Annotated in this window: 10 protein-coding genes and 1 pseudogene; 3 read left to right on the top strand and 8 right to left on the bottom strand. The window is 74.5% G+C overall.

Annotated features, from left to right (window positions below):
- Window positions 1–39 precede the first annotated feature (39 nt).
- The 5 genes and pseudogenes from pcaG to AC5677_RS30195 form a co-directional block, all read right to left on the bottom strand.
- The gene (gene pcaG / locus AC5677_RS30215) at window positions 40–660 is read right to left on the bottom strand and encodes a protocatechuate 3,4-dioxygenase subunit alpha (protein ID WP_497191044.1); all 621 of its coding nucleotides are present in this window, start codon (window positions 658–660) and stop codon (window positions 40–42) included.
- Window positions 660–1,496: a protocatechuate 3,4-dioxygenase subunit beta gene (pcaH, locus tag AC5677_RS30210; RefSeq protein WP_497191043.1), complete on the bottom strand. Its 837-nt coding sequence runs from the start codon at window positions 1,494–1,496 to the stop codon at window positions 660–662. Before pcaH ends, pcaG begins: the two co-directional genes overlap by 1 nt.
- 60 nt (window positions 1,497–1,556) lie before the next feature.
- Window positions 1,557–2,765 (bottom strand): thiolase family protein, encoded by a 1,209-nt coding sequence (locus AC5677_RS30205; protein ID WP_497196810.1) that lies wholly within the window; start codon window positions 2,763–2,765, stop codon window positions 1,557–1,559.
- On the bottom strand, window positions 2,765–3,490 hold the full coding sequence (locus tag AC5677_RS30200) for a CoA-transferase subunit beta (RefSeq protein ID WP_497196809.1): 726 nt from the start codon (window positions 3,488–3,490) through the stop codon (window positions 2,765–2,767). Before AC5677_RS30200 ends, AC5677_RS30205 begins: the two co-directional genes overlap by 1 nt.
- Before the next feature lie 144 nt (window positions 3,491–3,634).
- Window positions 3,635–4,435: pseudogene (locus AC5677_RS30195) on the bottom strand (CoA transferase subunit A); the annotation flags it as partial.
- Window positions 4,436–4,607: 172 nt separating this feature from the next.
- Here AC5677_RS30195 and AC5677_RS30190 point away from each other — a divergent pair.
- A complete protein-coding gene (locus AC5677_RS30190; protein WP_497191042.1) occupies window positions 4,608–6,305 on the top strand; it encodes an IclR family transcriptional regulator domain-containing protein in 1,698 nt (565 codons plus the stop codon).
- 51 nt (window positions 6,306–6,356) lie between these two features.
- On the opposite strand, the gene AC5677_RS30185 is transcribed toward AC5677_RS30190, so the two are convergent.
- Together AC5677_RS30185 and AC5677_RS30180 are read right to left on the bottom strand one after the other, a co-directional pair.
- Window positions 6,357–7,691: an MFS transporter gene (locus tag AC5677_RS30185; protein WP_497191041.1), complete on the bottom strand. Its 1,335-nt coding sequence runs from the start codon at window positions 7,689–7,691 to the stop codon at window positions 6,357–6,359.
- Between the two features lie 136 nt (window positions 7,692–7,827).
- Window positions 7,828–8,886, bottom strand: a complete 1,059-nt coding sequence (locus AC5677_RS30180) for a YihY/virulence factor BrkB family protein (RefSeq protein WP_497191040.1) — start codon at window positions 8,884–8,886, stop codon at window positions 7,828–7,830.
- 18 nt (window positions 8,887–8,904) lie between these two features.
- On the opposite strand from AC5677_RS30180, the gene AC5677_RS30175 reads away from it, so the two are divergent.
- Window positions 8,905–10,548 carry an acyl-CoA dehydrogenase family protein gene (locus AC5677_RS30175; protein ID WP_497191039.1) on the top strand — a complete coding sequence of 548 codons (1,644 nt, stop codon included), beginning with the start codon at window positions 8,905–8,907 and terminating at the stop codon, window positions 10,546–10,548.
- Window positions 10,549–10,709: 161 nt separating this feature from the next.
- Here AC5677_RS30175 and AC5677_RS30170 read toward each other — a convergent pair whose 3' ends face one another.
- On the bottom strand, window positions 10,710–11,126 hold the full coding sequence (locus AC5677_RS30170; protein ID WP_497191038.1) for a hypothetical protein: 417 nt from the start codon (window positions 11,124–11,126) through the stop codon (window positions 10,710–10,712).
- A 310-nt stretch (window positions 11,127–11,436) separates the two neighbouring features.
- On the opposite strand from AC5677_RS30170, the gene AC5677_RS30165 reads away from it, so the two are divergent.
- Window positions 11,437–12,768 carry a helix-turn-helix domain-containing protein gene (locus AC5677_RS30165; protein ID WP_497191037.1) on the top strand — a complete coding sequence of 444 codons (1,332 nt, stop codon included), beginning with the start codon at window positions 11,437–11,439 and terminating at the stop codon, window positions 12,766–12,768.
- Window positions 12,769–13,076: the final 308 nt, after the last annotated feature.

Raw genomic sequence — 13,076 nt, 5'->3', positions numbered from 1 at the left:
GACGGCGGCGGGCCCGACGGCGCGGATCCGCCCGGCGTGTCATCGGAAGGCAAGGAAGACCGTCTCCTCGTGGGCGCCGTCCTCGGCGCCCTGCAGATGGATGTCGAAGCGGTAGCGGCGGGCGGGGCCGTCGGCGCGGGCGAGGAGGGTGCGCGCGCGGTCGGCGGGGAGCCGGGAGAGCAGCGGGTCGGCGGCGTGGGCCGTGCCGTGCTCGGGGAAGTAGACGCGGGTGAAGAGGTGGTGCAGCAGTCCGCGGGCGAAGACGCAGACGGCGAGGTGGGGGGCGGCGTCGGGGCGCCCGGCGGGGGCGGTGGCGGGCAGGGTGCGCAGGGCGTAGTGGCCGTCGGCGTCGGTGGGGACGCGGCCGAAGCCGGTGAAGTCCACGCCGTTGCGGCCGATGACGGCGCCGGTGGCCGGGTCCCGGCGCAGCGAGCCGGGCGCGCCCGTCAGGCCCCCGTCGGGGCCCGCCTGCCAGAACTCCAGCAGCGCGTCCGGCACGGGGTCGCCAGCTCCGTCCCGTACGTATCCGTGGACGGTGACGGTGTCCGGATGGCCGTCGGGCGCGATCCGTTCGCCGCCGGGGAACGGCAGGGCGTGGCCGTAGAACGGGCCGATGGTCTGGGACGGGGTCGGCGGGAGCGCCGGGGTGGCGGGGGGCATCAGCGGCCTTCCTCGGTCCAGGTGGCGGACGGGCCGTCCAGGACGATGTCCCAGCGGTAGCCCAGGGACCATTCGGGGCGGGACAGTCCGGGCTCGTAGGCGGCCACCAGGCGGGCGCGGGCGGCGGGGTCGGTGACCGAGGCCAGGATCGGGTCGTGGCGCAGGAGCGGATCGCCGGGGAAGTACATCTGGGTGATCAGGCGTTGGGCGAAGGCGGAGCCGAAGAGCGAGAAGTGGATATGGGCCGGGCGCCAGGCGTTGTCGTGGTTGCGCCAGGGGTAGGCGCCGGGCTTGACGGTGGTGAAGGTGTAGCGGCCCTCGTCGTCGGTCAGCGTCCGGCCGACGCCGGTGAAGTGGGGGTCGAGCGGGGCCGGGTGCTGGTCGCGCTGATGGGCGTAGCGGCCGGCGGCGTTGGCCTGCCAGATCTCGACGAGCTGGCCGCGGACGGGGCGGCCGGTGCGGTCGACGATGCGGCCGGTGACGGTGATGCGTTCGCCGAGCGGCTCGCCCGTGTGCTGCCGGGTGAGGTCGGCGTCGAGGTCGGTGACGTCGGTGCTGCCGAAGACCGGGCCGGTCAGTTCGACGGCCTCGGGGTCGGCGAGCGCGGCGATCTCGACGAGCGGGTGGCGGGGGTGGCGGGAGATGCTGCTGCGGTAGGGGGTGTAATCGCGGGCGGGGTGCTCGGGGGCGGGCTCGCCCGCGGCACGGGCCCGTGCGGCCGCGGATTCGAGCGCGGCGATCTCGCGGGCGATGCCGGCCTGATCGGTGGTGCGGGACTGATCGGTGCTGCCGGACCGGCGGGTGGTGGCGGACCGGCGGGTGGCGGGTACGGTCATCAGGACTCCTTCGTGGAGGCCCGGCTTTGGCCGGGTGAGGCGGCGGCTGTCGGACACGCCCTAGCTCTCCAGTACCACCGCGAGTCCCTGGCCCACGCCGATGCACAGCGTGGCGAGTCCCGTGCCGGAGCCGGCGGCGGCCAGCCGGTGGGCGAGGGTGCCGGTGATCCGGGCGCCGGAGGCGCCGAGCGGGTGGCCGAGGGCGAGGGCGCCGCCGTGCGGGTTGACCAGGGCGGGGTCGAGTTCGGGCAGGCCGGCGAGGCAACCGAGGGCCTGGGCGGCGAAGGCCTCGTTCAGCTCGACGGTGTGCAGATCGGTGAGGCGCCGTCCGGCCTTGTCCAGGGCGCGCCGGGCGGCCTCGACGGGGCCGAGCCCGAAGTACTGCGGCTCGATGGCGGTGACGGCGCTGCTGCGTATCCGGGCGAGCGGTGCGCACCCGGTGGCGCGCAGTCCCCGCTCGTCCATCAGCAGCAGGGCGGCCGCGCCGTCGTTGAGCGGCGAGGAGTTGCCCGCCGTGACGGTGCCCTGCCCGGTACGGAAGGCGGGCCGCAGCGCGGCCAGTGCCTGGAGGGAGGTGTGCTCGCGGATGCTCTCGTCGCGGACCAGGGGCGCCGGGTCCGCCCCGTCCGCCCCGTACGGCACGACCTCCGCGTCGAAGGCGCCGTCCTTCCAGGCGCGGGCCGCCTTTTCGTGGCCGGCCAGCGCGTAGGCGTCCTGCTGGGCGCGGGTGATGCCGTACCGGTCGGCGATCAGCTCCGCGCCCTCGCCGAGGGCGATGGTCCATTCGCCGGGCATCTCGGGGTTGGTCAGCCGCCAGCCCAGGGTGGTCGAGTGCAGGGTCCCGGGGGAGGCCGGGAAGGCGCGTTCGGGCTTGGGCAGCACCCAGGGTGCGCGGCTCATCGACTCCACCCCGCCCGCGACGGCCACCGAGGCATCGCCGAGGGCCACGGCGCGGGCGGCCTGGATGACGGCTTCCATTCCGGAGCCGCACAGGCGGTTGACGGTGACGCCGGGCACGGTCACCGGCAGCCCGGCGAGCAGCACCGCCATCCTGGCCACATCGCGGTTCTCCTCGCCCGCGCCGTTGGCGTTGCCCAGGTAGACGTCGTCGATCGTGGCCGGATCCAGTCCCGGTGCACGGTCCACCAGGGCCTTGAGGACATGCGCGGCGAGATCGTCCGGGCGGACGCCGGAGAGCGCGCCGCCGTACTTGCCGATGGGGGTGCGGACGGCGTCGACGACGAAGACGTCCCGCGGGCGGTCGGTGATCACGAGGCCTCCTTCAGGGCGCGCAGGGCGGCGAGTTCGGCGGCGGTGGGCGGGGCGGTGACACCGATCCTGTCGGCCACCTTGAGGTCCCAGCCGGTGGCGTCCCGTACCTGATCGGCCGTCACGCCCGGATGCAGCTCGGTCAGGAGGAGTTCCGCGGTGTCCGGGTCGGGGCGGAGCACGCCGAGGTCGGTGATGACGGCGGTCGGGCCGGCGCCGGGCAGGCCGAGGGCCGCGCGGTCCCCGGGGCCGCTGCCGTGGCCGAGGGTGGTGACGAAGTCGAGTTCCCGCACGAAGTTGCGGCGGCTGTGCCGGAGCACCATCAGTACCTGACCGCAGTTGGCGGCGATCTCCGGGGCGCCGCCCGCGCCGGGCAGCCGCCCTTCGGGCCGGCCGGGGCCGCGGTCGACGAGGGTGGTGTTGATATTGGCGAACCGGTCGACCTGGGCGGCGCCGAGGAAGCCGACGTCGATCCGGCCGCCCTGCAGCCAGTAGTTGAAGATCTCCGGTACGGACACCACGGAGTCGGCGGTGTCGGCGAGTTCGCCGTCCCCGATAGACAGCGGAAGCCGGGTGGGCTTGGAGCCGAGGGTGCCGGACTCGTAGACGAGCACCAGGTCCGGATTGACGGTGCGGCGGGCGAGATTGGCGGCCGTACTGGGCAGGCCGATGCCGACGAAGCAGGTACGGGCGCCGGCCAGCGCACGGGCGGCGTTGATCTCCATGAGCTCGTCGGGGGTGCAGGCGGGGGCGTCGTCAGGGATGTCGGCGGGTTCGCTGGTGGCGGCGGCACCGGAGGCGGCCGTCGGCCGCCCGCGCCCCTCCTTGCGCGCGCCCTCCTCGCGCGCCCTCTCCGTGCACGCCCCCTCCTTGCGCACCTCCTCCGTCACCCACCGCCCGAACGCCTCCCGGTCCCGCGCGATCGCGTCCCACTCCCGGTAGAAGGCGTTGTCCCGGACCGAGTACCCGGCCGCGTACGAGGGATGGGCGCCGCCGGGGACCACCGCTACCGCATCGACGACCCAGCTGGGCAGTACGACGCTCCCGGGACGCGGCTCCAGCGTGCCGACGAGTTCCTCGACGGTGACCAGGACGCGCCGGGCGGCCAGCGCCGCCTCCTTCTGCACTCCGGCCAGGCCCCACAGCTGGACATTGCCGGCCCGGTCGGCCTGCTGGGCGTGAATGACCGTCACATCGGGGTTGAGGGCGGCGACGGCGGCGAGCTCCTCCCCCGTGAACGGGCAGGTGACGGTGGAGACCGTGGTCGTACGGCCGGGGATATCGCTGCCGCGGTAGCCGCGCAGCACCGCGAACGGAAGCCTCGCGGCGCCCGCGGCATAGCGGTTGGCCATCCCGGCGTGGCTGTGCTCGTCGGTCTCCAGCGGGGCGGGCCAGCCGTTCTCGACGGCGTCCCGGAAGCGGTGCAGCGAGCCGACGCCCGGGTTGCCGCCCCAGGAGAAGACCAGTTTGCGGGCCGCGCCCGCGCCGATCAGCTGGTCGTAGACCACGTCCGGGGTCATCCGGGCGAGCGTGAGGCCCGTGATGTTCTGGCGGATGATCTCGTGCGCCGCCGCGAACGGGATCAGATGGGTGAACCCCTCCAGCGCCACGGTGTCCCCGTCGTGGATCAGTTCCGCGACGGCGTCGTGCAGGGAACGGATGTCGGCCATGTCCTCGCCTTCGGTTCCGGCTCAGGAAGCGTCTGTTCGCGTTCACCGGCCTCCGTTCGTCCAGTGAACTAAAGTTCAGAATCGAGCTGCCCTGAGTTTGAACCCCGCCCCCGGCCCTGTCAACGGCTCGCCGGGTACCGTTCCGACGAGATCGCCGCACCGTGGAGAGCCGATGAGCCACCCCGCACCCACCGACCCGTCCTCGCCGACCCCGCCGCCGGAGGCGGTGGCCCCGCTGATGCGCAGCCTGACCGTGCTGCGCGCACTGGCGGCCGGCGGCGGCCGGCAGGCGGTGGGCGATCTGGTGCGCGGCACGGGGCTCGCGCGCTCCACCGTGGACCGCGTGCTGAGCACCCTCGCCCGGCTCGGCTACCTCCGCACCGAGGGCCGGGACGCCGTCCTCGCGCCACGGCTGCTGGAGCTGGGCAACGCCTACCTCGCCGCATCCGAACTCCCCGACCGGCTCGGCCCGCTCGCCGACCGGCTCGCCGACGCACTCGACGAATCGGTCTCGCTCGCGGTCCCGGACGGCGACGGGGTCCGCTTCGTCCACCAGGCGACCCGCCGCCGCGCCATGTCCCTGGCCTTCCGCATCGGCGATCTGCTGCCGGCCGAACGGGGCGCGCCGGGCGCGCTGTTCGCGGCGGCGTGGGACGCGGACGACTGGCGGCGCTGGCGGCAGCGGCGGACGGCCGACCCCACGGACGCGGGCTTCCCCGCCGTACCGCCGCGGCCCGCCGCGGACGCGCCGACGGCCACGGACGACGCCCCGGGCAGCGGCTTCGAGGCCCGGGTGGCCGCCGCCCGGACGGCCGGCTGGTCGCAGGACGACCAGCTCATCGAGCCGGGCCTGGTCGCGGTGGCCATGCCGGTACGGGACCCGGAGGGGCGCACGGTCTGCGCGGTGAGCGTCGTCAGCCACACCAGCCGGCTGAGCGCGAACGGGCTGCGGGAGGCGGTGTCGCCGCGGCTGCGGGAGACGGTGGCCGCCATGGAGTACGCCCTGAGCGCGCCGTCCGCCGCCGACGCCGACGCGGACCCCGTAGCGGCGCATGCGGGCTGGATGCGGGCGTCGAAGCAGCAACTGGGCCCCGAGTTCGTCGAGTCGATGGCCCGCGGGCTGATCACCCTCACCGCGTTCGGCGCCGGCCGCGCCGCCCTCCCCCTCACCGCCGTGGCCGAGGCCACCGGCCTGGCCCGCGCCACCGCCCGCCGGGCCCTGATCACCCTGGAGCACCTCGGCTACATCGCCTCGGACGGCAAGCTCTTCCGCCTCACACCGAAGGTCCTGGAGCTGGGTTTTGCGCATCTCTCCGGTCTGACGCTGCCCGCCGTCGCCCAGCCGCATCTGGCGGCGCTGGTCGAGCGGGTCCACGACTCGGCGTCGATGGCGGTGCTGTCCGGCGACGACATCCAGTACGTGGCGCGCGTCCCCACCGTCCGCATCATGAGCGTCAACATCACCGTGGGCACCCGCTTTCCCGCCCACCCCACTTCCATGGGCCGCGTCCTCCTGGCCGGACTCCCCCCGGCCGAGGCGTCCGCCCGCCTCGCCCTCACTCCCCTCGAACCCCTCACCCGCCACACGGTCACCGACCCGCAGCGCCTGATGACGCTCCTGGAGTCCGTCCGCGCCGAGGGCTACGCCCTGGTGGACGAGGAGCTGGAGGAGGGCCTGCGCTCCCTCGCCGTACCGGTCCACGACCGCACCGGCCGCGTCGTGGCCGCCGTCAACGTCTCGACGCATGCGGCCCGTTGCACACCGGACGAGGCCCGGGAGGCCATCCTCCCCGCGCTGCGCGAGGCGGCGGCGGCCATCGAGGCGGACCTGCGCGTGGCGGGACGGTTCGTACGGATCCCGACGCGGTGAGCGGGGCACCGGCCGCGCCGCCCGGCTGACGCCCGCCGGGCGGCGGAGCCGTCAGCCCCGGGCGCCGCGGCCGGCCACCGCCACCAGCCCGATCGCCACCGCGCCCAGCAGACCCGCCAACGCGAAGACATTGAAGCCCAGTTGGTCGTTGCCGCCGGCCGCCAGGGCGCCGCCGAGCCAGGGGCCGACCACGGCGCCGGTGCGGCCGATGCCGGTGACCCAGCCCAGGCCGGTGGCGCGTTCGGCGGGCGGGTAGAGGCGGTCGGCGGCCGCGTAGACCATCGTCTGCGCGCTGAAGAGCCAGACGCCGGTGACCGCCACGACCACATAGGTGAGGGCGAGCGGCAGATGCGCCCCCAGGAGCAGCGCGCCGACGGCGGTGAGCAGGAACCACAGGGCGGAGACCGCGACCGGGGAGAACCGGTCGGCGATGCGGCCGGCGAGGAACATACCGGCGATACCGCCCGCGTTGATGATGAGCAGGAAGCTGACCGAGGACGTCAGGCCGTAGCCGGTGGCGCGCATCATCTGCGGGAGCCAGGTGCTGACGCCGTAGACCAGGAGCAGACCGCAGAAGGAGGCGAGCCACAGGAGCGGGGTCGCCCCGCGCACACCGGGACGGAAGAGGGCGCGGATCGCGCCCAGGCGGCTCTTGGCTCCCGGGGCCGGCGCATCGGCGGCGACGGGGCGGGCCATGCCGTAGCGGTCGGCGAGGGCGTCGGCCTCGGCGGTACGGCCCTTGGCGAGGAGGACGCCGGGGGATTCCGGCAGCAGCCGGTGCAGCAGCGGGGCGGCGATGACGGCGGGCAGCACACCGGCCCAGAACACCGAACGCCAGCCCACCGCGGGGGCGAGCGTCAGGCCCAGGCCGGTGGCGACCATGCCGCCCACGTGGTACGAGGTCATCAGCAGGCCGGTGGCCAGCGCGGCGCGGCGCGGCGGCGCGAACTCCATCACCATCGAGAGGCAGATCGGCATCAGGCCGCCGAGCCCGAGCCCGGCGAGGAAGCGTCCGGCGCCGAAGAGCGCGGGCCCGCCGGACAGGGCGCAGACCGCGGACGCGGCGGAGAACAGCAGCACGCTGGCGACCAGGACCGGACGGCGGCCGAGCCAGTCGGTGAGGGTGCCGGTGGCGAGGGCGCCGATCAGCATGCCGAAGGTGGTCCAGCTGCCGATGGTGCCGGCCGCGCCGGGGGTGAGCCCGAGCGACGGGTCGTCGAGCATGTGCGGCATGACGGCGCCGTAGACGCTGACGTCCATGCCGTCGAAGAAGACGGCGAGCCAGCACAGCGCGAGGACGGGCGCGACGGAGCGGAAGGTGTGGCGGGCGGGGGCGGGGGCGACGGAGGTGTCCGTGGGGGACGCGGGCGTGCCGGTGGGCGACATGGCGACCTCGGATTCACAGCGGGCCGGGTGGCGCGCGAGCGATAACGGATGTTCGCGTGGTGAACTTTCGTTCGCTTAACTGGCTGAGGATCCTCTCCCCGCGCCCCGGCGCTGTCAATGGCCCGCGCACCCGCCGCTATCCGGCGGCCGGCCCCCGCCCCGGCCCCTGCCCCTGGTCCCGCCCCTTGCCGTCGTCGCCGCCGCGCTCACCGTCCGGAGCCCGGCGCCCCTCCCCCACCGCATGCACCCGCCGCTCCCGCTCGGCGCGCCCCGCGGCCGTGGCGACCGAGGGCCACACCCGGTCGAGGGCGGCGTTCATCGCGGCCCCGACCAGCACGGCGAAGGCGGAGACACCGATCCACAGCAGCACGGCGACGGGCGCGGCCAACGACCCGTAGATCGTGGGCCCCTCGACGGTCGAGGTGAGGTAGAGGCGCAGCAGAAAGCTGCCGAACACCCACATCGCGAGGGCGACGACGGCACCGGGAATGTCCTCCGGCCACGGCGAACGGACGGGCACCGACACGTGGTAGAGCGTGGTCAGAAAGGCCACGGACAGGATCAGCACGACCGGCCAGTACAGCACCCGGACGATGTCGGCGCTGGCCGGCAGCCAGCCGACGACCGCGTCCGGCCCGGCCACCATCAGCGGCAGCGCGACGGCCCCGACGACCAGCGCGCCGAGATACAGGACGAACGCCAGCAGGCGGGTCCTGACGATGCCGCGCCGCCCGTCGAGCCCGTACATGATGGTGATGGTGTCGACAAAGACATTCACCGCCCGGGAGCCGGACCACAGGGCGATGGCGAAGCCGAGGGAGATCACGTCGGGACGGCGGCCGGTGAAGACATCGTTCAGCAGCGGCCGGGCGATCTCGTTGACGCCCTTGTCGGAGAGCACGGTGGCGGAGGCGTCGAGGATGTTCTGCCGGATGCTGTCGATGGTTTCGTGGCCGATCCACTGCTCCATATAGCCGAGCAGGCCGATCAGTCCGAGCAGCAGCGGCGGCAGCGACAGCAGGCAGAAGAACGCGGCCTCGGCGGCCAGCCCGGTGACCCGGTACTCCATGCAGGAGTTGACGATGTCCTTGAGCAGCAACCATGCCAGCCGTCGCTTGGAGACATTGCGGTAGAGGACCCGGGCCCTGGTCAGACGGCCCGCCGGCCGTTTGACTGGTTCGTTTGCTGGCGGCACCTCCTTACCGTAGCTGCCATGGCAGCCAGCACTCATACGGTCACGAACCAGCCTCCGCCGCTGGTCGGATACGACGTCTTCGCCTCCGACCGGGCGCTCACCGAGGCGATCACGCGGTACGTCGAGGACGTACGGCTCGACGAGGTACGGGAGGAACTGAGCCGGCTCGGGCAGGCCGCCGGCTCCGCGCACGCCCAGCAGTGGGGCGAGCAGGCCAACGCCCATCCGCCCGTCCTGCGCACCCACGACCGCTACGGGCACCGCATCGACGAGGTGGAGTTCCATCCGGCCTGGCACCGGCTGCTGGGGCACGCCGTCACCTCCGGTCTCACCGACGCCTGGTCGCGCCCGGACGGGCAGGTCCGCCGCACCGCCGGATTCCTCGTCTGGAGTCAGGCGGAGGCGGGGCACACCTGCCCGGTGTCGATGACCCATGCGGCGGTGCCCGCGCTGCGCGCCGACCCGGAGCTGGCGGCCGTCTGGGAGCCGCTGCTGACCTCGCATGTCTACGAGCGGGAGCTGCGGCCGGCCGCCGACAAGGGCGGCGCGCTGGCCGGGATGGCGATGACGGAGAAACAGGGCGGCAGCGACGTACGCGCCAACACGACGCGCGCCGAGCCGCTGGCCGCGCCCGGCGAGTACGTCCTGACCGGGCACAAGTGGTTCTGTTCGGCGCCGATGTCGGACGTCTTCCTGGTGCTGGCCCAGGCGCCGGGCGGGCTGACCTGCTTCCTGCTGCCGCGGGTGCTGCCGGACGGCACCCGCAACGCCTTCCGCATCCAGCGGCTCAAGGACAAGCTCGGCAATCGCTCGAACGCCTCCGCGGAGATCGAGTTCGACGGGCGGAGCTGGGCGCGCCGGGTGGGTGAGGAGGGCCGCGGGGTGGCGACGATCATCGAGATGGTCGCGGCGACCCGGCTGGACTGTGTGACGGGGGCGGCGGCGGTGATGCGGCAGGCGGTGGCGCAGGCGGTGCACCACTGCGCGTACCGGGAGGCGTTCGGCGGGCCGCTGATCGACAAGCCGCTGATGCGCAATGTGCTGGCCGATCTGGCACTGGAGTCGGAGGCGGCGACGGCGCTCGCGCTGCGGCTGGCGGCGGCCGTCGACAGCGGCAGCGAGCAGGACCGGCACCTTCTGCGGCTGGCGGTCCCGGCCGCCAAGTACTGGGTGACCAAGCGGTGCACGCCGGTGGCCGCCGAGGCGCTGGAGTGCCTGGGCGGCAACGGCTATGTCGAGGAGTCGGGGATGCCGCGGCTGCTGCGCGAGGCGCCGCTGAACTCCCTCTGGGAGGGCTCGGGCAATGTCCAGGCGCTGGACGTGCTGCGCGCGCTGCAACGCGAACCGGCCGCGCTGAACGCGTACTTGACGGAGATCGGCACGGCGCGCGGCGCGGACCACCGGCTGGACCGGGCGATCAAGGGGCTGCTGACCGAACTCGCCGATCTGGACGGCATCGAGGCGCGGGCCCGGCGGCTGGTGGAGCGGCTGGCGCTGGTGCTCCAGGGGGCGCTGCTGGTGCGGTACGCACCGCCCGAGGTGGCGGACGCGTTCTGTGCGTCGCGGCTGGGCGGCGATGCGGGGGCGGCGTTCGGGACGCTGCCGCACACGCTGGATCTGGCGGCGATCGTGGCGCGGGCGCGGCCGGTCACCGGCGGCTGAGGCCTGCGGGGCGGCGCCGCGGGGCGTTCTGCGGGGCTGGCGCGGCGGCGGGTTCCCCGGCCCCCGTGGAGAGCGGGGGACCTCCGGGGCCGGGGCCGGGGGACCCCGCCGCCGCGCCGGTCAAGGAGCGGTGCCGCGCCGACTCGGCACCCCTCCCGGTCTCAGGGCCATCTCGGCGGGTCCGCCGCGGTCCGCCCGCGCCGCGCCGCGTCGATGGCCAGGATGAGGTCCCCGTCAGGTGCGTCCGGCCGGAAACCGGCCAACGCCCCACGGGCCTCGTAGTAACGCAGGATCCGGCCCGCGTCTTCCCCTTCCGTACGGCCCGCCTCGCACAGATGCACCACGAGGTCGGCGAAGGCCAGCGCGGGCAGCAGCCCGCCGACCCGCGCCACCCGGTCGAGCAACCGGGGCGCACCGTCGATGACATAGCCGTCGGCGGGCAGCGGCTGACGTCTGATCAGAACGTCGACCGCGGGCAGCCTGGGCACCCCGTAGTGAGCGGCCAGCCGGCCGGCGCGCGCGATACGCAGTCCCTCCGCCGCTCCGATCACCACGACGCGCGGAGCGGTCGCCCCCATGGTGCGCTCTCCTCCCGCGCCGTGCCCTGCGGATATGGCGGCGGCCGATGGAATCCCCGGCGGACAGCCGGGGCTCGCCGACGGGTGTCCGGCAAGCCTCCGGCAGAGGGACGCCATCGACCGCTGGAACAAGAGTCCCGGTGCGCGTCATAGGCCACAACGGTTGCAGCCGGTTGCAGCCGGTCCGGCGGATCTGCCCAATGGACCTGCGTTTTCGGCCCGGTGACGGCACGATGGGCACGGGCCGGGGGGAGGCCCCCCGTGGGCGGCTTCCGGTGGCCGCCGGGAGAGTTGCGCAACGGGGAGCAGCGTGAAGCACACAGCGATCGGCAGCGCCGTCCGGTCGGCCCAGGAGATCCGCGAGACCGCGCGCCGCCTGGCCTCGATCCGGGAGGCGGCGCTCGCGGGCGAGCCGCCGCCCGATGCGCCGTCGGACGCGCCCCGGCCGGTCATCGGCGAGTCCTGGTTACGGGCCATGGGCTCGGGCGTCGACCCGGAGCGGGACAGTGTCCAACACCCGCTGTCCATGGCCGAGTTGGAGCACCGTCGGCACAATTCCCAGCTGACGGCGGTACTCCCGGTCCTCCATGACGGGCTGCTGGCGGCCGCCGACGCCGCGCAGCAGATCATGGTCGTCACCGACGCGGAGGGCCGGGTGCTGTGGCGGGAGGGCAGTGCGCCGGTCCGGCGGATGGCCGACCGGCTCGGCTTCGACAAGGGCGCCGACTGGACGGAGGGCGTGGTCGGCACGAATGCGATCGGTACGGCACTGGTGGCCCGGCGCCCGGTGCTGGTGCACTCCGCCGAGCACTTCGTCCGCAGCCACCACCAGTGGACGTGTGCCGCGGCGCCACTGCACGACCCCCGCGACGGCCGGCTGCTGGGCACGGTGGACATCAGCGGCCCGGCGCATTCCTTCCATCCCACGACGCTGTCCCTGGTCTCCGCGGTCGCCCGGCTGGCGGAGGGCGAGCTGCGCACCCGGCATCACGCGTCCCTGGAGCGGCTGCGGTCGACGGCCGCCCCGATCCTCGCGCGGATCGGCGGCCGGGCGCTGGCCGTCGACCCGAACGGCTGGATCGCCGGGGTCACCGGCATCACCCCGCCGGACCGGGTGGCACTGCCCAAGTCACCCCAGGCCGGGCCGCTGTGGCTGCCGCGGCACGGCATGTGCACGCTGGAGCCGCTGCCCGGCGGCTGGCTGATCCGCATCGGCCGCGAGGAGCCGGCCGCCGGGCCCAGCCGGGTGCTGCTGGACGTCAGCGGCCGGGACGGCGCCACGGTCACCGTCACCGGGCCGGCCGGCGGTTGGTCGCACGGGCTGTCCCCGCGCCATGCGGAGCTGCTGTTCGTCCTCGCCACACACCATCCGCAGGGCCGCAGCGCCGCCGAGCTGGCCCAGGACCTGTTCGGGGACCGCGGCCGGACGGTCACGGTCCGCGCCGAGCTGTCCCGGCTGCGCCGCCATCTCGCGGGGGTGCTGGCGCACCGGCCGTACCGCTTCGCGGACGGACTGGAGGTGGAGCTGCGGCTGCCGTCGCGGCCCCTGGAACTGCTGCCGCACTCGTCGGCACCGGCGGTGGTGGCGGCGCGGGACGCGGCGCTTGGCTTGGGCCCCACGTTTTCGGCTTCCCCGCCGTAGGGGTTTCTCTGGGTGCGCCTGCGGCGGGCGGTGCCGCTTGCGCGGGGCTGTTCGGCCGCGGGACCGGGCCTCCGGACTCCGTCCTGCGGCCCGCCCCCTCCCCGATGGGGGTGGGGAAAAACGGTGGGGGTGTACGTCGGCGGTCAGGTGTGCCTGGTGGACACGACCATTGGCACCCGACATGAGACGTCCGCCCCCACCGGCCTCTCCCACTCACCCACGGGAGGGGACGGCCCGTAGCGGCGAAGCCGTGTAGGGCCGTCACCGCACCCGACAAACCCACGCCCGCCGCAGGCGCAACGCACAAC

This window comes from Streptomyces sp. JLSY215, from assembly GCF_059682825.1.
This window is presented reverse-complemented; position numbering and strand designations above follow the sequence as displayed.

Bases quoted from the DNA above. Each gene is read 5' to 3' on its own strand.
- AC5677_RS30170 (WP_497191038.1), bottom strand. From the start codon at position 11,126: ATGGGGGCGACCGCTCCGCGCGTCGTGGTGATCGGAGCGGCGGAGGGA.
- pcaG (WP_497191044.1), bottom strand. From the start codon at position 660: ATGCCCCCCGCCACCCCGGCGCTCCCGCCGACCCCGTCCCAGACCATC.
- AC5677_RS30185 (WP_497191041.1), bottom strand. From the start codon at position 7,691: ATGTCGCCCACCGGCACGCCCGCGTCCCCCACGGACACCTCCGTCGCC.
- AC5677_RS30200 (WP_497196809.1), bottom strand. From the start codon at position 3,490: ATGGAGATCAACGCCGCCCGTGCGCTGGCCGGCGCCCGTACCTGCTTC.
- AC5677_RS30175 (WP_497191039.1), top strand. From the start codon at position 8,905: ATGGCAGCCAGCACTCATACGGTCACGAACCAGCCTCCGCCGCTGGTC.
- pcaH (WP_497191043.1), bottom strand. From the start codon at position 1,496: ATGACCGTACCCGCCACCCGCCGGTCCGCCACCACCCGCCGGTCCGGC.
- AC5677_RS30190 (WP_497191042.1), top strand. From the start codon at position 4,608: ATGAGCCACCCCGCACCCACCGACCCGTCCTCGCCGACCCCGCCGCCG.